Origin of the sequence: Streptomyces sp. CBMA29 (genome assembly GCF_014596445.1) — a bacterium.
In the GTDB taxonomy this organism is placed as follows: Bacteria; Actinomycetota; Actinomycetes; order Streptomycetales; family Streptomycetaceae; genus Actinacidiphila.
Genome location: NZ_MECL01000254.1, coordinates 1 through 19837 on the forward strand (window position 1 = coordinate 1; position 19837 = coordinate 19837).

Below are 19837 nucleotides of genomic sequence, written 5' to 3' on the forward strand. Positions count from 1 at the left end.
CTCGCGGGGACCGACCCCGCGAGTACCCCGCAGGACAGCGGTCCGGCGCCGCTCTCCCCCGGGGCAGGGGCCGCGCCGGGGCTCGGCAAGAGCCGCTCCGCGAGCGGCGGGCCCGCGCCAACGGCCCGTCAGGCGTGGCCGTCCCGGCGACGGGCCGCCCTGCTGATCGGCGGGCTGGCCGCAGGGCTGGCCGTGCTGAGCGTCGTGTCGGCCGGGATCGGGGCGTACGGGATTCCGGCGGCGGACGTGCTGGCGTCGGTGGCGCACCGCTGCGGCCTCGGGGGACACCGGCTGGACCGGGTGGCGGAGTCGGTGCTGTGGGACGTACGGCTGCCGCGCATCGTGCTGGCACTGCTGGTCGGCGGGTCACTGGGGTGCGCGGGGGCGCTGATGCAGGGGGTGTTCGGGAATCCGCTGGCCGAGCCGGGGGTGATCGGGATCTCGTCCGGCGCCGCGGTCGGCGCCGTCGGGTCGATCGCGCTCGGCCTGACCTTCGCGGGCACCTGGTCGGTGACGGTGTGCGCCTTCGTCGCCGGGCTGCTGACCGTACTCGTCGTGTACGGCCTGTCCCGGTCCGGCGGCCGGACAGAGGTCGTCACCCTCGTCCTGACCGGCATCGCGGTGAACGCCTTCGCGGGCGCCCTCATCGGCCTGTTCGTCTTCTTCGCGGACAACTCGCAGCTCACCCAGATCACCTTCTGGCAGCTCGGTTCGCTGGCCCAGGCGAGCTGGCCGAAGGTGCTCGCGGTGCTGCCCTGCGCGCTGGCGGGTCTCGCCGCGGCACCGTTCTTCTCCCGCCGCCTGGACCTGCTGGCGCTCGGCGAACGCCAGGCCAAGCACCTCGGCGTGGACGTCGAACGGATGCGGATCGCGGTGATCCTGGTCGTGGCGCTGCTGACGGCCGCGGCCGTCGCGGTCGCGGGGATCGTCGCCTTCGTCGGGCTCGTCGTGCCGCACCTGCTGCGGATGGCCGCGGGTCCCGGACACCGTTTCCTGGTGCCGGGCAGCGCGCTGGGCGGCGCGCTCGTCCTGGTCGCGGCCGACCTCGCCGCCCGTACGCTCGCCTCGCCCGCGGAGCTGCCGCTGGGCGTGCTGACCGCGCTGGTCGGCAGCCCCTTCTTCTTCTGGCTGCTGCGCAGGACCCGCGGCCGGCAGGGGGGTTGGGCATGAGGCCGCTCGCGGTACGACGCCGCGCCCGTACGTCCCTCCCGCCGCCGCCCACCCCCGGCGACGTCCTGGCCGAGGCCCACGACCTGGTCGTACGGCTCGGCGGGCGCCCCGTACTCGACGGCGTCGGCCTCGCCGTCCACGCGGGCGAGGTGCTCGCCCTGGTCGGGCCCAACGGCGCGGGCAAGTCCACGCTGCTGGGGGCGCTGGCCGGTGACGTGCCCGCCGACGCCGGTGAGGTGCGCGTCGGCGGCGCGCCCCTCGGCCGCTGGACCGCCCGGCAGCTCGCCCTGCGCCGGGCCGTGCTCCCGCAGTCCTCGCCGCTGGCCTTCCCCTTCACCGCCGACGAGGTCGTACGGATGGGGCGCGCGCCCTGGGCCGGGACCGTGCCGGCCCACGAGGACGAGGCCGCCGTGGCGGCGGCCATGCGCGCCACCGAGGTCACGGGCTTCGCCGAGCGGGCCTATCCCGCGCTCTCGGGCGGCGAGCGCGCCCGCGTCGCACTCGCGCGGGTGCTCGCCCAACGCGCGCCGCTGCTTCTGCTCGACGAGCCGACCGCCGCCCTCGACCTTCACCATCAGGAGCTCGTCCTGCGCGTCTGCCGCGAGCAGGCCGCTCTCGGGCGCGGGGTCGTCGTCGTCCTCCACGACCTCGGCCTCGCCGCCGCCCATGCCGACCGGATCGCCATCCTGTCCTCCGGCCGCGTCACCGCCGACGGTTCGCCCGCGGCGGTGCTCACCGCCGAACGGCTCTCCGCCGTCTACCGCCACCCCGTCGAAGTCCTCCCCCACCCCCGCAGCGGCGCCCCCCTGGTCCTCCCCCTCCGCTGAGAGCCCGCCCCGTCAGGGGCGCTGGGGGCACCTCCCGGCCGAAGGTTGGGGGAGGAACCGCGCGGCCCGCCCCCACCGGGCCGGTGGTCCGATGACAACCGAACTGCCCCACCCGGGCCGGTGGTGACGTGCGGCCACGTCTCAGCTTGTCGCGCAGTTCCCCGCGCCCCTAAAAAATCGGCGTACCGCGCCACGCGGAGGGACCGTCTGGGGGTCGCGCACCGGGAGGGGCGCTCCTTTGGGGCGCTTGGTGGTGCGGGACCTCAGCGGGAGGCGCAGAATCGGGGCGTACGTACGAACTCCGGGGGGCCGACCGTCCGCCGGAGGCGGCCCTTCACCACCCCCCGAGGAGCCCTCTTTGCGCACTGCGACACCCCGCCGGTACCTGATGTGTCCACCGGCGCACTTCCGAGTGACGTACTCGATCAACCCGTGGATGGACCCGACGAAACCGGTGGACCCGGCACTGGCCCTGTTCCAGTGGGAGGACCTGCGCGACAGGTACCGGGCGCTGGGCCACACCGTGGAGCTGCTGGACGCGGTGGAGGATCTGCCGGACATGGTGTTCGCGGCGAACGGCGCGACCGTCGTGGACGGGAAAGTGCTCGGCGCGAGGTTCGCGAACCCGGAGCGCGAGGCCGAGGCGCCGGCGCACCTGGCGTGGTTCAGGAGCAACGGCTTCCCCGACCCGCGCGAGCCGGTCCACATCAACGAGGCGGAGGGCGACTTCGCGGTCACGGCGACGTGGATCCTGGCGGGCCAGGGCTTCCGGAGCAGCCCGCTGTCGCACTCGGAGGCGCAGGAGTTCTTCGGCCGTCCGGTGATCGGCCTGGAGCTGACCGACCCGCGCTACTACCACCTGGACACGGCACTGGCCGTGCTCGACGACGCGCAGGACGAGATCATGTACTACCCCGGCGCCTTCTCCCCCGGCAGCCGCGCCGTGCTGGCCCGGCTGTTCCCCGACGCGCTGCTGGCGACGGCGCGGGACGCCGCCGCGCTCGGCCTCAACGCGGTCAGCGACGGCCGCAACGTCCTGCTGCCGCGTACCGCCACCGGCCTGCTCGGGCCGTTGGGCGACCGGGGCTTCGAGCCGGTCCCGGTGGACATGTCGGAGCTGCACAAGGCCGGCGGCAGCGTGAAGTGCTGCACGATGGAGCTGCGCCCGGCAGTCGCCTGACCAGCGCGTGGACCGACCGGCCGAGCCGCCCGGTCCCGACCGCGCCCTGCCGTGCACCGCCGCGTCATAGGGTGCGGGAATGGACGTTTCGAGCGGGGCACGGCATGACGTGGTGATCGTCGGCGGCGGCCACAACGGGCTGGTCGCCGCCGCCTATCTGGCCCGCGCGGGCCGCCGGGTGCTGCTGCTCGAACGGCTGCCCGCGACGGGCGGCGCGGCCGTGTCGACCCGGGCCTTCGCCGGGGTGGACGCGCGGCTGTCGCGCTACTCCTACCTGGTCAGCCTGCTGCCCGCGCGGATCACCGACGAGTTGGGGCTGCGGTTCGCGGTGCGCCGCCGCCGGATCTCCTCGTACACCCCGCGCGGCACCGGCGGCCTGCTGGTGGACGCGGGCGACGCGGCCCGTACGCGGGAGCAGTTCGCCGCGCTGACCGGCGACGACCGGGACTTTGAAGCGTGGCAGCGGTTCTACGCGATGACCGGGCGGGTCGCGGAGGCGGTGTTCCCGACGCTGACCGAGCCGCTGCCCTCGCGGGCCGCGCTGGAGAGCGCGATCGGCGACTCCGCGGCCTGGGAGGCGCTGTTCGAGCGACCGCTGGGCGAGACGGTGGAGGCGGTCTTCGCCGACGACCTGGTGCGGGGCGTGGTCCTCACCGACGCGCTGATCGGTACTTTCACACACGCCCACGACCCGTCGCTGCGGCAGAACCGCTGTTTCCTCTACCACGTGATCGGCGGCGGGACCGGCGACTGGGACGTGCCGGTGGGCGGGATGGGCGCGTTCACCGACGCGCTGGCGGACGCGGCCCGCGCGGCGGGCGCCGAGATCGTCACCGGCGCCGAGGTCACGGGCATCGCGGCGGACGGCGTACGCGCGGAGGTGACGTACGAACGCGACGGGCGGCAGGAGACGGTCGGGGCGCGTGACGTGCTGGTCAACGCGGCGCCGCACACGCTCGCCGGGCTGCTGGGCGAGGCGGCGCCGGGTCCGGCTCCCGAGGGCGCGCAGCTCAAGGTCAACATGCTGCTGCGCAGGCTGCCGCGGCTGCGCGACACCTCGGTGGACCCGCGCGAGGCGTTCGCCGGGACCTTCCACATCGCCGAGGGCTACGAGCAGTTGGCGACCGCGTACGAGCAGGCCGCCGCGGGGCGGCTGCCGGACGCGCCGCCGTCGGAGATCTACTGCCACAGCCTGACCGACCCGTCGGTCCTCTCCCCAGAACTGGCCGGGCGGGGCGTCCACACGCTGACCCTGTTCGGACTGCACACGCCCGCGCGGCTGTTCGCGGCGGACCCGGCGGGGGCGAAGGCCGCGCTGCTGGAGGCGACGCTGGCGCGGCTCGACGCGGTGCTGGCCGAGCCGCTGGCGGACTGCCTGCTGCTGGACGGCGACGGCAGACCGTGTCTTGAGGCGAAGTCGCCGCTGGACCTGGAGCGCGAAGTGGGCCTGCCCGGCGGCCACATCTTCCACCGCGACCTGTCGTGGCCGTACGCCGCCCCGGACGCGGATCAGGTGACGTACGCCACAGGCCGCTGGGGCGTCGGCACCCCGTATGAGAACGTCTTCCTCTGCGGCGCGGGCGCGGCCCGCGGCGGCGGGGTGAGCGGCGTTCCCGGGCACAACGCGGCCATGGCGGTACTGGAGAAGGCACGATGACCACCGACGAGCGCGGCATCACCCCCGGCCGGCATCTGGACCCGCGGTTGATCGATCCCCGGCGGCTGGCCCGCCGCACGGTCGGCCGCAGGCAGTGGCGGCGCGGCGGCACCTGGCACACCCTCGGCGAGGACGGCACGGTGCCGGAGCAGCGGCGGTGCACCGCCGACGTGGTGGTGGACTGCGCGGTGTACGCGGACGGCGCGCGGGTGGCGTCGCTGCCGCCGCGCGAGGCGCTGGCGGAGGCCAGGAAGCACACCGGCGGCTTCGCCTGGATCGGGCTGCACGAGCCGGAGGCGGAGCATCTGACCGAGATCGCCGAGGTGTTCGGGCTGCATCCGCTGGCGGTCGAGGACGCGGTGACCGCGCACCAGCGGCCCAAGCTGGAGCGGTACGGCGACTCGCTGTTCATGGTGGTCAAGACGATCGTCTTCGTCGAGCACGAGAAGCTGACCGCGACCAGCGAGGTGGTCGACACCGGTGAGCTGATGATCTTCCTCGGCGCGGACTTCGTCGTGGTGGTGCGGCACGGCAGCGCGCCGGGGCTGACCCGCGTACGGCACGCCCTCGAAAGCAGCCCGGAGATGCTGGCGCACGGCCCCTCGGCGGTCCTGCACGCCATCGTCGACCAGGTCGTGGACGACTACCTGGACGTGGCCGACGAGGTCGAGTTGGACGTGGACGACCTGGAGGCCGACGTCTTCTCCGCCTCGCACGGCGACGACGCCGAGCGCATCTACCAGCTCAAGCGGGAGCTCATCGAGTTCAAGCGGGCCGTGCACCCGATGGCCAGGCCCTTGCAGCGGCTGAGCGAGGAGCCCGACCGGCTCATCGGCTCCGAGGTCGCCCGCTATCTGCGCGACGTCGCCGACCACCTCACCCACGTCCGCGAGCGGCTGGTGGGCTACGGCGAGCTGGTCGACGGTCTGCTGGCGGCCAATCTCAGCCAACTCGCCGTGCAACAGAACGTCGACATGCGGCGGATCAGCGCAGGCGCCGCGATCCTCGCCGTCCCGACGATGATCGCGGGCTTCTACGGCATGAACTTCGACCACATGCCCGAGCTGCGCTGGTCCTTCGGCTACCCGCTGATGATGGGCGTGATGGCCACACTGTCCTTCCTGTGCTACCGCGCCTTCCACCGCTACGGCTGGCTTTAAAGGCGCTACTGCCAGGCGTCGCCCCAGGAGGCGTCGCGGGCCGCGCGGTAGGTGTCGCCGTGGCGTTTGCTGACGGTGTCGCGGACCAGGCCGCGGTCGGCGGTGCACAGGTCGAGCAGGACCAGGCCCTTGCGGATCTGCGGGTGGCGCACGACGCGGCTGTGGGCGGGGGTCGCGGGGAACCGCGCGGCGGCCACGTAGCTGAACTTCTCGTCCTCGTAGGGCAGTGACCCGCCCTTGACCTGCCGGTGCAGCGAGCTGCGCTGGACGCGGGCGGCGAAGTGGCACCAGTCGTCGCCGGTGACCGGGCAGGCCGCGTCGTGCGGGCAGGGCGCGAGGACGGTGAGCCCGGCGGCGAGCAGCCGGTCGCGGGCGGCGATCGTGCGCGCGTACCCCTCGGGGGTGCCGGGCTCGACGACCAGCACCGCCCCGGTGGCCGCCACCGCGGCCGCGTCGATCAGCGCGGCGGCGTCGGCGGCGGTCAACTCCCCGATCACGTACGAGACGGTGACCAGGTCGGCGGCGGGCAGCGCGGGTCCGCCGCCGAGCGGCGACCGGGTCCAGCGCGCGGTGCGCAGGGCGGGCGACTCGGCGGTGCGCGCCAGTTCACCGCCCAGGTCGAGGGCGGACTGCGACCAGTCCAGGACGGTGGAGGTGTGCGCGCCCCCTGACCGTTCGTCCGGGAAGGCGTCGGCCACCGCCCAGGTCGCCGCGCCCGTCCCGCCGCCGAGGTCGAGATGGGTCGCGGGCGACCACTGCCCGGCCCGCAAACGGAATGCCTCGAGCGCGGCCCTGACGGCCGCGTACGTGGCGGGCATACGGTAGGCCGCGTAGGCCGCCACCGACGCCGCGTCCCGCAGAATGGGCGCTGACGTCGGCGACTTGCCACGATATGTTTCGATGAGGCGTTCCACCTCGGCAGAAGCCCTGGTGGGGGCCGTGGCGCTCAGTCGCGCCGAGAGGGCTGTACGCAGGTCGTCGGGTAGGTGCACAGTGGACACAAGTCCCAACTGTAAGGGTCGTGCACACCCGTAACGGCCTCCTTACACTCTGTGGCCATTCGATATCCATACTTGTGTTAACTCGGTCATAACAACGGCTCGAATCTGCGTAAACCGCAGCGGAAAGCCCTCGTGTTGGCCTAGCGTTCGCTGTTATCCAGGCGCACTACCCCTTGGGGAAGTGGTAGAGCGCCTCGTCGGTCGCGATGTGCCAGGGGGGTCCATGCGGCGTGTCGAAGCAAACCGGGTTCTGCCGGTCATACCCATGAGTGCCGATACGAGACCCGTGCGCGCGAGAGCCGCGCACGCGTTCGGCAGGAGGGCATCGGGTTCCGCCGGCGCCCTCGCCGCGCCCGGCCCGTACGGCGGGCACGGCAGGTTCAGTGACAAGGCGCGGTGGTATCTGCCGCTCGCGCTCACCGTCGACGTGCTCGGGATCGCGTTCCCGGTCGCGGCGATCTTCCATGCCACCGGCCAGCCGCACCCGCTGGCCTGCGCCGCCGTGGCGGCGCTCGCCTGGGTGGGTGTCCAGACGGTCAGGCGGCGTTACGCGGCGGACGTCCTCGGCGAGCACCGCGGCGCCGGGGCGGTGCTCCGGGACTGGCTGATGCTCCTCGGGGTACTCGCCGTGGTCAGGACCGCCTTCGACCAGGTGGCGGAACCGTCGTACGCGCTGGCCGGGCTGACCGCCGGTCCCGTGCTCACGGCGGCCTGCCGGATGCTCACCCACCACCACCTGATCGCCGCCCGGCGCGAGGCCCACGCCGTGCGCAGGGTGCTGGTCATCGGCGAGCCGAGCTCCGCCGACCATGTGGTGGGCCACCTCGCGGCCCGTACCGAACACGCGTATGTGGTGGTCGGGGTGGTCCCGGTGGGCAACGCCAAGCTGGAGTGCGGGGCCCCGGTCACCGCACGGCTCGGCGCGGTCGCGCCGTCCGGTCTCGCCGAGGACGCGGGCATCGTGCTCGGCGCCGCCCGCGACCACGGGGCGGAACTGGTCCTGGTGGCGCCAGGACCGCGGCTGTCCGCGGAGCGGCTGCGCAGGCTGTCCTGGTCCCTGCACGACGCGGGCCTGCCGCTCGCGGTGCTGCCGGGGCTGATCGATGTGGCCGTGCGCCGGGTGCAGTTGGACGCGCCCGCGGGCCTGGCCATGCTGCACATCGCCCCGCCGTCCAGGCGCGGCGTCCAGCCGGTGCTCAAGTCGGCCCTCGACCGGGTCGGCGCGGGGCTCGGACTCCTGCTGCTATCCCCGGTCTTCGGCCTGGTGGCGGCGGCGGTCCGGCTGACCTCGCAGGGTCCGGCATTCCACCGGCAGATCCGGTACGGGCAGGGCTGTGTGCCGTTCACCATGTGGAAATTCCGCACGATGGTGGTCGACGCGGAGCAGCGCAAGTCCGATCTGCACGGGGCCAACGAGAACGACGGCCTGATGTTCAAGATGCGCCGTGACCCCCGGGTCACCCGCGTCGGGCGGCTGCTGCGGCGGCTGTCGCTGGACGAGCTGCCGCAGCTCGTGAACGTGCTGCGCGGCGAGATGTCGATGGTCGGCCCGCGTCCGCCGCTGCCCGACGAGGTGGCGCGGTACAACGAGGTGGAGGTCAGGCGCCTCGCGGTCAAGCCGGGCATCACGGGTCTGTGGCAGGTCAGCGGCAGGTCGGAGCTGTCCTGGGACGAGACCCTCGCGATCGATCTGCGGTACGTCGACAACTGGTCGCTCTCGGGCGACGCGGATGTGATGGCCCGCACCCTGCGGGCCGTGGTCGACGGACGTGGGGCGTACTAGTGAGTCACTGTTCCGGCCACAGACCCGGCGGTCGCCCGCCAGTGCGCGTACACCGCGGCGATCCCGTCCCGCAGCGCGATCTCCGGCCGCCAGCCGAGCGCTCGCAGACGGGACACGTCGAGCAGCTTGCGCGGCGTGCCGTCGGGTTTTGTGGTGTCCCAGCCGATCGTGCCGCGGTAGCCGACGACGTCCCTGACGGTCTCGGCCAGTTCGCGGATGGTCAGGTCCTCGCCGCAGCCGACGTTGACCGGCTCGGCGCCGTCGTAGACCCGCAGCAGCAGCGCGCAGGCCGCCGCGAGGTCGTCCACGTGCAGGAATTCGCGCCGCGGTGTGCCGCTGCCCCACAGGGTCAGTTCGGCCGCGCCGTCCCGCTCGGCCTCGTGGAAGCGGCGGATGAGGGCGGGCAGCACGTGCGAGGTGGCGAGGTCGAAGTTGTCGCCGGGGCCGTAGAGGTTGGTGGGCATCGCGGAGATGTACGAGGCGCCGTACTGCTTGCGGTAGGACTGCACCTGGACGATGCCGGCGATCTTGGCGAGCGCGTACGCCTCGTTGGTCGGCTCCAGGGGGCCGGTGAGCAGCGCGTCCTCGTGGATCGGCTGCGGGGCCAGCTTGGGGTAGATGCACGAGGAGCCGAGGAAGAGCAGGCGGGCGACGCCCGCCTCGTGGGCCCCGGCGATCACGCTGAGCTGGATCCTGAGGTTGTCCTCAAGGAACTGCACGGGGTAGGTCGAGTTGGCCATGATCCCCCCGACCTTGGCCGCCGCGAGCACCACCGCGTCGGGCCGGATGTCGCGCAGGTACGCGGCGGTCGCCGCCGCGTCCCGCAGGTCCAGTTCCGCGCGGCCCCGGGTGAGCACCTGGTGGCCTTCGGCGGTGAGGCGGCGGGCCACGGCGGAGCCGACGAGGCCACGGTGGCCCGCGACGAAGATCCGGGCCGCATCGGGCAGTAGGTCTGTCATGGAACGGCATTCTGCCAGCACACTTCACCCGATCGGGTGCCAACCCATCTTTACGTACGAAATACAGCACAACCCGACCAGTTGGGGGGACTCACATGGGCAAGACCGCGCTCATCACCGGCGTCACCGGCCAGGACGGCTCGTATCTCGCGGAGCTGCTGCTGTCCAAGGGCTACACCGTGCACGGCCTCGTGCGCCGCTCGTCGACGTTCAACACCGAACGGATCGACCACATCTACCAGGACCCCCAGGAGAAGAACCGTTCCTTCGTGCTGCATCACGCGGATCTCACCGACGGCATCGCACTGGTGAGCCTGCTGCGCGACCTGCGGCCGGACGAGATCTACAACCTGGGCGCGCAGTCCCATGTGCGGGTCTCCTTCGACGCGCCGCTGTACACCGGGGACGTCACCGGGCTGTCCGCGCTGCGGCTGCTGGAGGCGCTGCGGGCGAGCGGCATCGAGGCGCGGATCTACCAGGCGTCGTCCTCGGAGATGTTCGGCGCCGCCCCGCCGCCGCAGAACGAGCGCACCCCCTTCCACCCGCGCAGCCCGTACGGCTGCGCGAAGGTCTTCGCCTACTGGGCGACGGTGAACTACCGCGAGGCGTACGGGATGTACGCCGTCAACGGCATCCTGTTCAACCACGAGTCCCCGCGCCGCGGTGAGACCTTCGTCACCCGCAAGATCACCCGCGCCATCGCCCGTATCCAGGCCGGCCTCCAGGACCGGCTCTACCTGGGCAATCTGGACGCGGTCCGCGACTGGGGCTACGCGCCGGAGTACGTGGACGCGATGTGGCGGATGCTCCAGCGCGACGAGCCGGAGGACTACGTGGTGGCGACCGGCGAGGCCGCGACCGTACGGCAGTTCCTGGAGGTGGCGTTCGAGCACGCGGGCCTGGACTGGGCCGAACATGTCCGGTACGACCCGAAATACGAGCGGCCCAGCGAGGTCGACGCGCTCATCGGCGACGCGAGCAAGGCACGGGACCTGCTGGACTGGAAGGCGCAGGTCAGGGTCGCGGAGCTGGCCCGGATCATGGTCGACGCGGACATCCGGCAGGTGGCGGACCAGTTGTCGGGGGCCACGATTCGCATCGACAGATGATGTGATGTCACTTTATTCGTCAAAATGGCAGACCGGGCTAAGCGGAACCCCCTACTCTGCCGTGCATCACGACGGCCGTATCGGCCGTTGCAACACATCAGGGGCCTGGGGGGCAACTCATGCGTAAATTGCCGGTGTTCTCGGCTGCCATATTGCTGGCAGCCGCGACGCTGGGAGTGATGTCGTCGCCATCGGCGACCGCGCTCCAACCACCGGTCGGCATCACCGCCGACAATCTCAGCACGTACCAGACCAACGGGATCGTGTGGGCCATGGCCCAGGCGAACGGCGTGGTCTACACAGGGGGCACCTTCTCCGCGATCCGGCCCGCAGGGTCCGCGGCCGGGACCAACGAGACGTCCGTGGCGAACTTCGCGGCCTTCGACGCGGCGACCGGCGCGCCCACCGGCTGCCAGCTCAACTTCACGGTGGGCTCCAACAACGCCACCGTGCGCGCGCTGGCCGTCTCGCCCGACGGCCAGACGCTCTACGCGGGCGGCTTCTTCGGCGCGGTCAACGGTGTCGGGGTGAGCAGCCTGGCCGCGATCAACCTGGCCACCTGCGCGGTCAGCACGACCTTCCACCCGGCGGCCTCGGGCACGGTGCGCGCCATCGCCGCGACCTCGGACGCCGTGTACTTCGGCGGCGACTTCACGTCGGTCGGCGGCCAGTCCCGGGGCAAATTCGCCGCGGTGAACACCGCGGGCACGCTGCTGCCGTGGTCGCCCAACGCCGACCTGCCGGGCCGGGCGCTGGCGATCACCCCGGACGGCCAGAACGCCATCATCGGCGGTGACTTCAACTACGTCGGCGGCACCTACTCGCACTCGCTCGCCGTGGTCGACACCACGACCGGCGCGCTGACCAAGGCGTACCCGCCCGGGTTCCTCGACGCGACCTCGGTGACCAAGTCGATCATCGTGGATCCGGCGAGCAACGCCTTCTACACCGCCAACGAAGGCACCGGCGGCGGTGTGTTCGACGGCCGGGTGGCCCTCAGCCTCACCGACTTCAACCAGGTCTGGCGGGACAACTGCCTGGGCGCCACGCAGAGCCTGGTCGTCTACGGCACCGTGCTCTACAGCGGCTCGCACGCCCACGACTGCTCCAGCATGGGCGAATTCCCCAACTCGACGCGCAAGCACCTGCTCGCCGAGTCGGTCACCGACCCGCACCTGCTGTCGTGGTACCCCGACACCAACGACGGGATCGGCGAGAAGATCGGCCCGCGCGTGATGGCGATCTCCTCGTCCGGCGGCCACGACTACATGTGGGTCGGCGGCGAGTTCACCACCGTCAACGGCGGCGCCCAGCAGGGCCTGACCCGCTTCGCCGACGGCCCCGACACCGGGGCCCCGACGCTGCCGCAGACCGCGGTGAGCAGCATCGACCCCGGTTCGGTGAAGGTGACCTGGCAGTCGAGCACCGACAACGACGACGGCACGCTGATCTACAACGTGTACCGCAACGGCGCCGCCACCCCCGTCTACACGGTCAGCGGCGACTCCAAGCCCTGGATCCGCCCGCAGATCACGTTCACCGACACCAATGTCACGCCCGGCGTGAAGTACACCTACCGGGTGTCGGCCAGTGACGGCATCAACACCAGCGCCCAGTCGCCGAACGCGGCGGCCACCGTCCCGGCCACGGCCGAGCCGTACGCCACGCAGATCCTCGCCGACGGCGCGAATCTGTACTGGCGCTACGACGCCGCCGCCGGTTCGTACAACGCGGACGCCTCCGCGGCCGACGACAGCGGGATCAGCGTCGGCGGCCCGGTGCACGCCGTCTCGCCGGGCGCGGTGCCCGGCTCCAAGGCGTACACCTTCAACGGCTCCACCCAGTGGACGTACAGCGACCGCTCGCACGCCACACCGTCCGCGTACAGCGTCGAGACGTGGTTCAAGACCACCACGACCTCCGGCGGAAAGCTGATCGGCTTCGGGAACCTCGCGACCGAGACCAGCGGCAACTACGACAAGCACGTCTACATGACCAACAGCGGTCAGCTCATCTTCGGCGCCTACACCGGCAGCACCCGCATCGTCTCCACGCCCACCGGCGGCTACAACGACGGCAACTGGCACCAGGTCGTCGCGACGCAGGGGTCGAACGGGATGCGGCTGTACGTGGACGGCGTCCTCAAGGGCAGCGACGCCGCCGTCACCACCAGCCAGAACTACAACGGCTTCTGGCGCGTCGGCGGCGACAACCTGAACGGCTGGCCTTCCCAGCCGACGAGCCAGTTCTTCGCGGGCTCGATCGACGAGGCAGCCGTCTTCCCGACGGTCCTCAGCCCGGCCCAGATCGCGAACCAGTACGCGCTCGGGACCGCTCCGTGATCCGGATCCACCGCTCCGCCACTGCCGCCGCCGTCCTCGTGACGGCGGCGGCGGTGCTGCTCGGCGCCTGCGGCGACGGGGGTGGCGGAGGCGGTCACGACACGGCGAAGAACGACGCGAAGGCGTCGCCCGGCGTCTCCGCGACGGCCACGGGCGGCACCTCGGGACCGTCCGCGACCAAGAGCCCCGACGCCGGCGCCGGTTCGGACGACAGCACCGAGGCGCCGGGGTCCGCGGCCGACGCCCCGAAGGTGCCGGACGCGCAGCTCACCCCGCCCGGCGGCGGGACCTTCAGCACGACCCAGAAGTCCTATCTGTCGGGGCGGGTGCCCAAGGGCACCGACCCGGTGGCCGTCCTCGAAGGCGGCCAGGAGATCTGCGACCGGCTGACCCGTACCGCGAAGATCGACAAGGACGCGGCGGCCGGGGCGATCGTCACCGGTGACATCAGCAGGTCGGGCGCGGCGGCGGCCGTCCGCAGCCTCTGCCCCGACCAGCAGCCGGTGATCGACGCCGCCGCGCGGGGCTTCGCCGACGGTACGTTCACGGTGGCGGCGAAGGCCGTACCCGGCACGTCGGTCGCGCCCGGCACCTACCGCGCGCCGCACCCGTCGACGCACTGCACCTGGCGGGTGACCAGCTCGAACGGCACCCTGTCGGCCGGCAGCGGCGCCCGGATGACGGTCCCCGCCGCCGCACGCGGCGTCACCTCCAGCGGCTGCTACGTGTGGCTCGCGGGCACGGGGTGAGCGATGCGCCGTGAGCCGCGGGACGAGACCGAGATGAACGGAGGGACCGCATGAGCAAGCTCCCGATCGTGGTGGCGATACCGACCAAGAACGAGGCGGAGAACATCGCCCGTACGGTGTCGTCGGTCATCGACCACGTCGAGGCCGTGGTGGTGGTCGACTCGGCCAGCACCGACGGCACGTGCAAGATCGCCGAGGGCCTCGGCGCGGAGATCGTCGAGTACGCGTGGGACGGCAAGTATCCGAAGAAGAAGCAGTGGTGCCTGGACCATGTCCGCACCGAGATCCCCTGGCTGCTCTTCCTCGACGGCGACGAGACGCCGAGCCCCGAGCTGCTCGCCGAGCTGAAGGCCGCCTTCGCGGCCGGGCCGCCGTCGGTGGCCGCCTTCGACATCCCGCTGGGCTACTGGTTCGCGGGGCGGCGGCTGCGGCACGGCTACACCATCGTCAAGCGCGCGCTGCTGGACCGCACCCGCTGCCGCTTCCCCGAGGTCGGCGACCTCGAAGCGCCCGGCATGGGCGAGCAGGAGGGCCACTACCAGCCGGTCGCGCCGTCGGCCGCCCGGCTGCGCTCACCCATCGAGCACGAGGATCTCGACCCGGTGCGCACCTGGTTCGAACGGCACAACCGCTACTCGGACTGGGAGGCGTGGCTGGAGCTGAACCCCCAGGTGAAGGAGGAGATCCGGCAGGTCAAGACCCGCCAGGGCCAGCTCTTCCACAAGGCGCCGTTCAAGCCGCTGGTGTCCTTCACCTACGCCTACGTCTACAAGCGCGGCTTCCTCGACGGCCGGGCGGGCTTCGACTACGCGCTCGCCATGAGCTTCTACCGCTGGCAGATCGGCCTCAAGACGCGGGAGGGGCGCACGCCCTGACCCGCGGTCGCTGATCGCGCTGCCCGAGGTCGGCCCCGGTCCTCCCGGGGCCGACCTTCCGGACCGCGCTCCGGGACCCGGGGTCCGGAAGCGCACGCGGGGGCGTCACCCGGCGCGGGTGACGCCCCCGTACACCTCCATCAGCGTGTCGACGACGGCGCCGATGGAGAAGCGGTCGCGGATGAGCCGCCAGGCGGCGTCCGACGCCTCCTCGTTGGCGGCCGGTTCGAGCAGTTCCAGGATCGCCTGGCCGACCAGCGGGCCGTTGTCCGCGTCGGGGTCGCTGTCGGTGATCCGCCCCGCGCCCGCCGCCTCGACGTCGGGCGACAGGCCGCCGGTACGGGTCACCACCACGGGCAGGCCGACCGACATCGCCTCCAGGATCGAGACGGCGAACGGCTCGACCACCGACGGCAGCACGTACACATCGGACGTCCTGAGCTGTTCCAGCACCTGCTCGTGGCCGAGCGCGCCGACGCACTCCAGCGAGTCCGCCACACCCAGCTCCGCCGCCAGCTCCCGCATGGGACCGGTCAGATCGCCGGTGTCGGGGCCCGCCAGCACGAAGCGCGCGTCCGGGTACTTGGCCAGCACCACGGGCATCGCCGACACGAAGTCCTCGGGGCGCTTGCGCTTCTGCACGCGGGCCAGATAGAGCACGGTCGGCGGGCGGTCGGCCCGCGCGGGCCTGCGGTCCTGCACCGTCACGCCGTTGACCAGCCGGTGGAAGGTGGTCAGCGGGGTGTCGGGCACCACCGCCTGCACACCGTCGCGCTCCATCTGCGTCAGGTGCAAGATCGCGTCCGCCTTGCGCAGCACCCGCTTCATGCCCAGGACGTCGACGGCCTTCGCGAACAGCTTCTCCGTCGGGTCGATCATGCCGTGCGTCTGGATCACCAGCGGCACCCCGGCCTCCAGCGCGACCAGCGCGAACGGCAGCGTGATCAGGTCCCGCATCAGGTGCACATGGACCACGTCCGCCGACTTCACCATCCGGCGCGCCTTCGCCAGCAGCCCCGGCGAGGTGATGCCGCTCACCTCGAACGGCAGCACGTGGCGTGCCTGGTGCACGAACGACGGCACGCCCTCCAGCTCCGTCGGCAGCGGGCCCGTGAAGCCGTCGCCCAGCGTCGCGATCCGGGCGTCGATGCCTCGGGCCCGCAGGCCCTTGGACAGATTCAGCGCCACCCGGGTCGGGCCGCCGAAGTCGTTCGTCGGCGTATGCAGCGTGACGACATGCAGCACCTTCATATGGCTCCCCACCCCTGATTTTCGGCGCCCCCGCGCCTCGGGTTCACATTATCGACACCGGGCCCTCATCGGGGCACTTCCGGCCCCGGACGCCCTGATCCTCCCGGCCGGAGGCCATAGACTCGGCGCGGGGAGCATGAAGGGGGTGGGCCATGGCCCTGGACGTGGCACAGGACCAGTCCGGTGTGGGCGAGCCGCAGGACCGGCCCGGCACGGACGAGGCGCAGGCCACGACATCGGTGCCGCGTGCGGCGCTGTCGCGGGCGCTGGCGGTGCCGCTGGTCATCGCGTTGGTGGGTTTCCTGCCCGCGTACGTGGCGGCCCAGCCCGGCACGGGCGTGCGGGACACCGCGTACTGGCTCCAGTTGACGCTGACGGTGTACGGCGGCGGCCGGCTGGCGGCGATGGTGCTGACCCGGCGACGGCGGCTGATCCAGGGCGCGTTCTGGCTGTTCGTGTACGTGGCGATGGGCGTGGCCCCGCTGGCGCAGGCGGTCATCGGGCAGGTCCCGACGCCGGTGGTGGGCCCGCGCACCGACACGACGACGGCGATCACGCTGGTCCTGATCGGCTGCGTGGCCTTCGACGTCGGCGCGCTGCTGGCCCGGCACCGCCCGGCGGCCCGTATCCGCAGGGCCCGCCCGCAGGCGTCCGTGTCACGGCGCCGCCTGTGGCTGCTGATCGTGGTCGCCTACCTCGGCAGCGCGCTGTGCATCATGAAGCTCGGCGGCCCGACCGTCTTCTTCTCCAGCCGTCAGGGCATCAGCGAGTCGGTGCAGTCCAGCGGTCTCGCGGGCAGCGGCGGCGACAGCCATGTCGGCTCGGCGTTCATCCGCGGCTTCGGCACCGTACCGGCGCTGCTGGCCCTGCTCTTCCTCATCCGCTGGATGATCACGTCCCGGATCGCCCGCCGCAGGCCGCTGGCCATCGCCGCGCTCACCGGCCTGGTGCTGATCAACGTGATCGTGAACAACCCGATCTCCAACCCGCGGTACTGGTTCCTGACCGTCGTGTTCTCGCTGCTGTTCACGGCCTTCCCCAAGAGCCCGGTGATGTACCGCACGGCCCTGGTGACGGGCGTGGTGGCGGCGCTGCTGCTCTTCCCGTTCCTCGACCGCTTCCGGTACGACTCGGGCGGCTACCACCCGGTGGAGACGACGTCGGCGCTGGAGCCGCTGACGCTCAAGGACTACGACCAGATCGGGATGTTCGCGAACACCATCACGTTCGTGGGGTCCGGCGAGGGGCACTCCCACGGGCGGCAGCTCGCGGCCGACGTCTTCTTCTTCGTGCCGCGTTCGATCTGGCACGGCAAGCCGCTGGACTCCGGTGTGCAGGTCGGCCAGTGGATGGGCATGACCAACACCAACCTGTCGTCGCCGCTGTGGGCGGAGCTGTGGCTGGACTTCGGCCCGGTCGGCATGACCGGCGGCTTCCTGCTGCTGGGCTACTTCTGCGCCCGCGGCGACCGCAGATACGCCCAGCGCACGCTGGAGGACGGCCGCCCCGGCACGGTGATGGCCGTGGTGATCCCGCTGGTGTGCGGCTACTCCTTCATCCTGCTGCGCGGCCCGCTGCTCCAGGCGTCGGGCCGGATCGGCATCGCGGCGGTGTGCCTGCTGCTGGTGACGACCTTCAGCGCGGACCGGCGGAAGATCCTGCGGTGACGCCCTCACCCGCGATGGTCAGTGGAGGAAGGAGCGGTGTCAGGGGCCTTCGAGTCCAAGGCGGAGGAGGGAGTGATGGCGGAGCCATCGCGACTGACGACAACGCCGGAGGCGGGGGTCCCTGACACCGCGACGCCGCTGACCATCGCGGGTGAGGGCGTGACGCCCTCAGCGGAGGCGTCCGGCGACTGACCGGCGGTGGCCGCGACGGGGGCGCGCTTGACCGTGACGATCCGCAGCCACAGCGCCACCGCCTTGAGGGCGGAGCCCAGGGCCAGGCCCCAGGCGGCGCCCATCACGCCGTCCCACTGGTAGCCGGCGAGCATGAAGACCACGGACGCGAGCGAGAAGACCACCTGGATCGGCAGCGTGGCGCGGGGCCGCAGCACGCGCAGCGTCAGCAGGGCGCTGGTGCCGAGCGCGATGCACGCGTACTGGCTGCCGGAGGCGGCGAGCAGCGCGGACGACGACGCCCAGGTGTCGCCGAGCAGTTGGCGGCCCACATGGGCGGGCAGCAGCATCAGCACGATCGTCCAGGACGCCGCGATCCAGGCGAGGACGATGGCGAGGACGGCGGTCGCGCGCACCTTGTCGTCGGAGCCGCGGACCCGGTTGAGCAGCGGCGGGCCGAAGGCGGTCGCGGAGTTGAAGAGCACGTTCATCGGGCCGAAGAGCGTGGTGGCGCCGCGCAGGGCGCCGACGGCCAGCGGCGCGGCGAACAGGCCGAGGCCGACGACCGCGAGCTGGCTGGTGGCGTTGCCGACGCCGAATTCGATGACGAAGCGCTGCCCGAGGTGCCCGCGGCGGACGAATTTACGCAGGTTCACCGGCGCGCCCTTGACCTTCGGCCACAGCAGGGCGGCGCCCACGAGCAGCGCGGGCACGGCGGACACGCCCCAGACGGCGATGAGCCGGACCGCGCCCGCGCCGTGCGGCTGCATGGCCAGCGCCGGTACGGCGACGACGAGTCGTACGGTGTCGGCGGCGAGCGCGTAGTGCGGCAGCCGCAGGGCGGAGAAGCAGTACCGCATGCCGTCCTGGGTGAGCACGATCGGCAGCACCAGGCCGAGGACCGCGAGGCCGCGCGCGGTGCCGCCGGGTACGAAGGCGAGCCCCGCGGCCATCGAGAAGCCGATCACGGTGGACGCCACGGCGGTGAAGGTGGCCGCGCTGCGGCAGGCGGCCTTCACCTGCGCGGCGCCGCGCTCCAGCACCAGCGCCTGTCCCACGTAGGAGACGCCGACGCCCAGCAGCACCGTGAACACCATGTAGACCATGGAGAACACGGAGAATCCGGCGGCGCTGGACAGCCGGGCGGCCACGACGAGCACGATGATGTTGGTGAAGGCGGCGACGCCCTGGTCGGCCACCGAGCTGATGATGGCGGCCTTGGTGCCGGGCCCGCCCTTGGCCGTGCCGGACCCGTCCTGGTCGCCGGACTCGTCCTGGCCGTCCGGCGACGCGTCGGACGGGCCCGCCGGACCGGACGGCCTTGAGGTGCCTGAGGGATCGGACGGGCCGCCGTACGCGAACGTGGCCCCGGGGCCCGCGGCCGCCGTCGTGACCGGGTGGGTGACGGGGCGCCGCGGGTCGGGGCCCGTCAAGGGACCGGGTGTCGTTCCGGAGCGGCCGGACTGTGGGACTGGGCGGACGGCTCCCCGTCGTGCTGCCGGGGCTGCTGCGGTATCCCGCCACCGCCGGAACCGCCGTTCCCCGTGCGGCCGGTGGCGGTCCTGCGGCGGCCGAGGCGGAAGCGGTGCCCGCCGCCGGTCTCCGCGGCCGAGTGCAGGACCACGCCGAGTACGGCGCCGCCCGCCGCGTTGACCAGCTCGCGGACGCGGACGAGGTCGGCGCGGTGCACCTCTCGCGGGTCACAGACCACCACCACGCCGTCGACCCGGTCGGCGAGCGCCAGCGCGGGGGGGCGGGGGGGGGCGGGGGGGGGGGGGGCGGGGGGGGGGGGGCGGGGGGGGGGGGCGGGGGGCGGGACGCCGGGGGAAGTGCGGGAGGTCGCGGGGACGTTGGGGGTGCGGTGGGAGTACGTGGAGCCGCCGTCGCTCCGCGAGAGCGAACCCGTGGAGACGTATGCGCGGCATGTCGACTACGT

Annotated in this window: 16 protein-coding genes; 11 read left to right on the forward strand and 5 right to left on the reverse strand. The window is 72.5% G+C overall.

Annotation, left to right across the window (positions count from 1 at the left end; translation table 11 throughout):
* Positions 1 to 159 precede the first annotated feature (159 nt).
* From BGM09_RS34515 to corA, 5 genes are all read left to right on the forward strand, one after another.
* Positions 160 to 1170, forward strand: a complete 1011-nt coding sequence (locus tag BGM09_RS34515) for a FecCD family ABC transporter permease (protein ID WP_188285709.1) — start codon at positions 160 to 162, stop codon at positions 1168 to 1170.
* Complete coding sequence (locus tag BGM09_RS34520; RefSeq protein WP_188285697.1) at positions 1167 to 1997, forward strand: heme ABC transporter ATP-binding protein; 831 nt, start codon at positions 1167 to 1169, stop codon at positions 1995 to 1997. Before BGM09_RS34515 ends, BGM09_RS34520 begins: the two co-directional genes overlap by 4 nt.
* 358 nt (positions 1998 to 2355) lie before the next feature.
* The gene (gene ddaH / locus BGM09_RS34525; RefSeq protein ID WP_411158402.1) at positions 2356 to 3177 is read left to right on the forward strand and encodes a dimethylargininase; all 822 of its coding nucleotides are present in this window, start codon (positions 2356 to 2358) and stop codon (positions 3175 to 3177) included.
* 79 nt (positions 3178 to 3256) lie between these two features.
* Entirely contained in the window at positions 3257 to 4834 is a 1578-nt protein-coding gene (locus BGM09_RS34530; protein ID WP_188285698.1) for a phytoene desaturase family protein, read from the forward strand.
* On the forward strand, positions 4831 to 5994 hold the full coding sequence (gene corA, locus BGM09_RS34535; RefSeq protein ID WP_188285699.1) for a magnesium/cobalt transporter CorA: 1164 nt from the start codon (positions 4831 to 4833) through the stop codon (positions 5992 to 5994). The genes BGM09_RS34530 and corA overlap by 4 nt, the downstream gene beginning before the upstream one ends.
* A gap of 5 nt (positions 5995 to 5999) precedes the next feature.
* Here the strand turns inward: corA and BGM09_RS34540 are convergent, their stop codons facing one another.
* Positions 6000 to 6995 carry a small ribosomal subunit Rsm22 family protein gene (locus BGM09_RS34540; RefSeq protein WP_188285700.1) on the reverse strand — a complete coding sequence of 332 codons (996 nt, stop codon included), beginning with the start codon at positions 6993 to 6995 and terminating at the stop codon, positions 6000 to 6002.
* Positions 6996 to 7281: 286 nt separating this feature from the next.
* Between BGM09_RS34540 and BGM09_RS34545 the strand changes: the two genes are divergently transcribed.
* Entirely contained in the window at positions 7282 to 8778 is a 1497-nt protein-coding gene (locus BGM09_RS34545) for a sugar transferase (protein ID WP_411158403.1), read from the forward strand.
* On the opposite strand, the gene BGM09_RS34550 is transcribed toward BGM09_RS34545, so the two are convergent.
* On the reverse strand, positions 8775 to 9737 hold the full coding sequence (locus BGM09_RS34550; RefSeq protein ID WP_188285702.1) for a GDP-L-fucose synthase family protein: 963 nt from the start codon (positions 9735 to 9737) through the stop codon (positions 8775 to 8777). The genes BGM09_RS34545 and BGM09_RS34550 overlap by 4 nt on opposite strands.
* Before the next feature lie 95 nt (positions 9738 to 9832).
* On the opposite strand from BGM09_RS34550, the gene gmd reads away from it, so the two are divergent.
* The 4 genes from gmd to BGM09_RS34570 all read left to right on the forward strand — a co-directional run bounded on the left by gmd (position 9833) and on the right by BGM09_RS34570 (position 14812).
* The gene (gmd, locus tag BGM09_RS34555; protein WP_188285703.1) at positions 9833 to 10846 is read left to right on the forward strand and encodes a GDP-mannose 4,6-dehydratase; all 1014 of its coding nucleotides are present in this window, start codon (positions 9833 to 9835) and stop codon (positions 10844 to 10846) included.
* A gap of 119 nt (positions 10847 to 10965) precedes the next feature.
* Entirely contained in the window at positions 10966 to 13188 is a 2223-nt protein-coding gene (locus BGM09_RS34560; RefSeq protein WP_188285704.1) for a LamG-like jellyroll fold domain-containing protein, read from the forward strand.
* On the forward strand, positions 13185 to 13937 hold the full coding sequence (locus tag BGM09_RS34565; protein WP_188285705.1) for a hypothetical protein: 753 nt from the start codon (positions 13185 to 13187) through the stop codon (positions 13935 to 13937). The genes BGM09_RS34560 and BGM09_RS34565 overlap by 4 nt, the downstream gene beginning before the upstream one ends.
* 50 nt (positions 13938 to 13987) lie before the next feature.
* Positions 13988 to 14812: a glycosyltransferase family 2 protein gene (locus BGM09_RS34570; RefSeq protein WP_188285706.1), complete on the forward strand. Its 825-nt coding sequence runs from the start codon at positions 13988 to 13990 to the stop codon at positions 14810 to 14812.
* A 105-nt stretch (positions 14813 to 14917) separates the two neighbouring features.
* Here the strand turns inward: BGM09_RS34570 and BGM09_RS34575 are convergent, their stop codons facing one another.
* Entirely contained in the window at positions 14918 to 16063 is a 1146-nt protein-coding gene (locus BGM09_RS34575) for a glycosyltransferase (RefSeq protein WP_188285707.1), read from the reverse strand.
* A gap of 152 nt (positions 16064 to 16215) precedes the next feature.
* Here BGM09_RS34575 and BGM09_RS34580 point away from each other — a divergent pair, with 152 nt between their 5' ends.
* Positions 16216 to 17730, forward strand: a complete 1515-nt coding sequence (locus BGM09_RS34580) for an O-antigen polymerase (RefSeq protein ID WP_223188016.1) — start codon at positions 16216 to 16218, stop codon at positions 17728 to 17730.
* Positions 17731 to 17735: 5 nt separating this feature from the next.
* Here the strand turns inward: BGM09_RS34580 and BGM09_RS34585 are convergent, their stop codons facing one another.
* Together BGM09_RS34585 and BGM09_RS34590 are read right to left on the reverse strand one after the other, a co-directional pair.
* Complete coding sequence (locus BGM09_RS34585; RefSeq protein WP_317453009.1) at positions 17736 to 19100, reverse strand: hypothetical protein; 1365 nt, start codon at positions 19098 to 19100, stop codon at positions 17736 to 17738.
* Between the two features lie 230 nt (positions 19101 to 19330).
* Complete coding sequence (locus BGM09_RS34590; protein WP_188285708.1) at positions 19331 to 19618, reverse strand: hypothetical protein; 288 nt, start codon at positions 19616 to 19618, stop codon at positions 19331 to 19333.
* Positions 19619 to 19837: the final 219 nt, after the last annotated feature.

What these genes read in the sequence shown, in the direction of transcription:
- BGM09_RS34560 (WP_188285704.1), top strand. Translation starts at nt 10,966, where the DNA reads ATGCGTAAATTGCCGGTGTTCTCGGCTGCCATATTGCTGGCAGCCGCG.
- BGM09_RS34570 (WP_188285706.1), top strand. Translation starts at nt 13,988, where the DNA reads ATGAGCAAGCTCCCGATCGTGGTGGCGATACCGACCAAGAACGAGGCG.
- BGM09_RS34575 (WP_188285707.1), bottom strand. Translation starts at nt 16,063, where the DNA reads ATGAAGGTGCTGCATGTCGTCACGCTGCATACGCCGACGAACGACTTC.
- BGM09_RS34520 (WP_188285697.1), top strand. Translation starts at nt 1,167, where the DNA reads ATGAGGCCGCTCGCGGTACGACGCCGCGCCCGTACGTCCCTCCCGCCG.
- BGM09_RS34530 (WP_188285698.1), top strand. Translation starts at nt 3,257, where the DNA reads ATGGACGTTTCGAGCGGGGCACGGCATGACGTGGTGATCGTCGGCGGC.
- gmd (WP_188285703.1), top strand. Translation starts at nt 9,833, where the DNA reads ATGGGCAAGACCGCGCTCATCACCGGCGTCACCGGCCAGGACGGCTCG.
- BGM09_RS34550 (WP_188285702.1), bottom strand. Translation starts at nt 9,737, where the DNA reads ATGACAGACCTACTGCCCGATGCGGCCCGGATCTTCGTCGCGGGCCAC.
- corA (WP_188285699.1), top strand. Translation starts at nt 4,831, where the DNA reads ATGACCACCGACGAGCGCGGCATCACCCCCGGCCGGCATCTGGACCCG.
- BGM09_RS34580 (WP_223188016.1), top strand. Translation starts at nt 16,216, where the DNA reads ATGGCCCTGGACGTGGCACAGGACCAGTCCGGTGTGGGCGAGCCGCAG.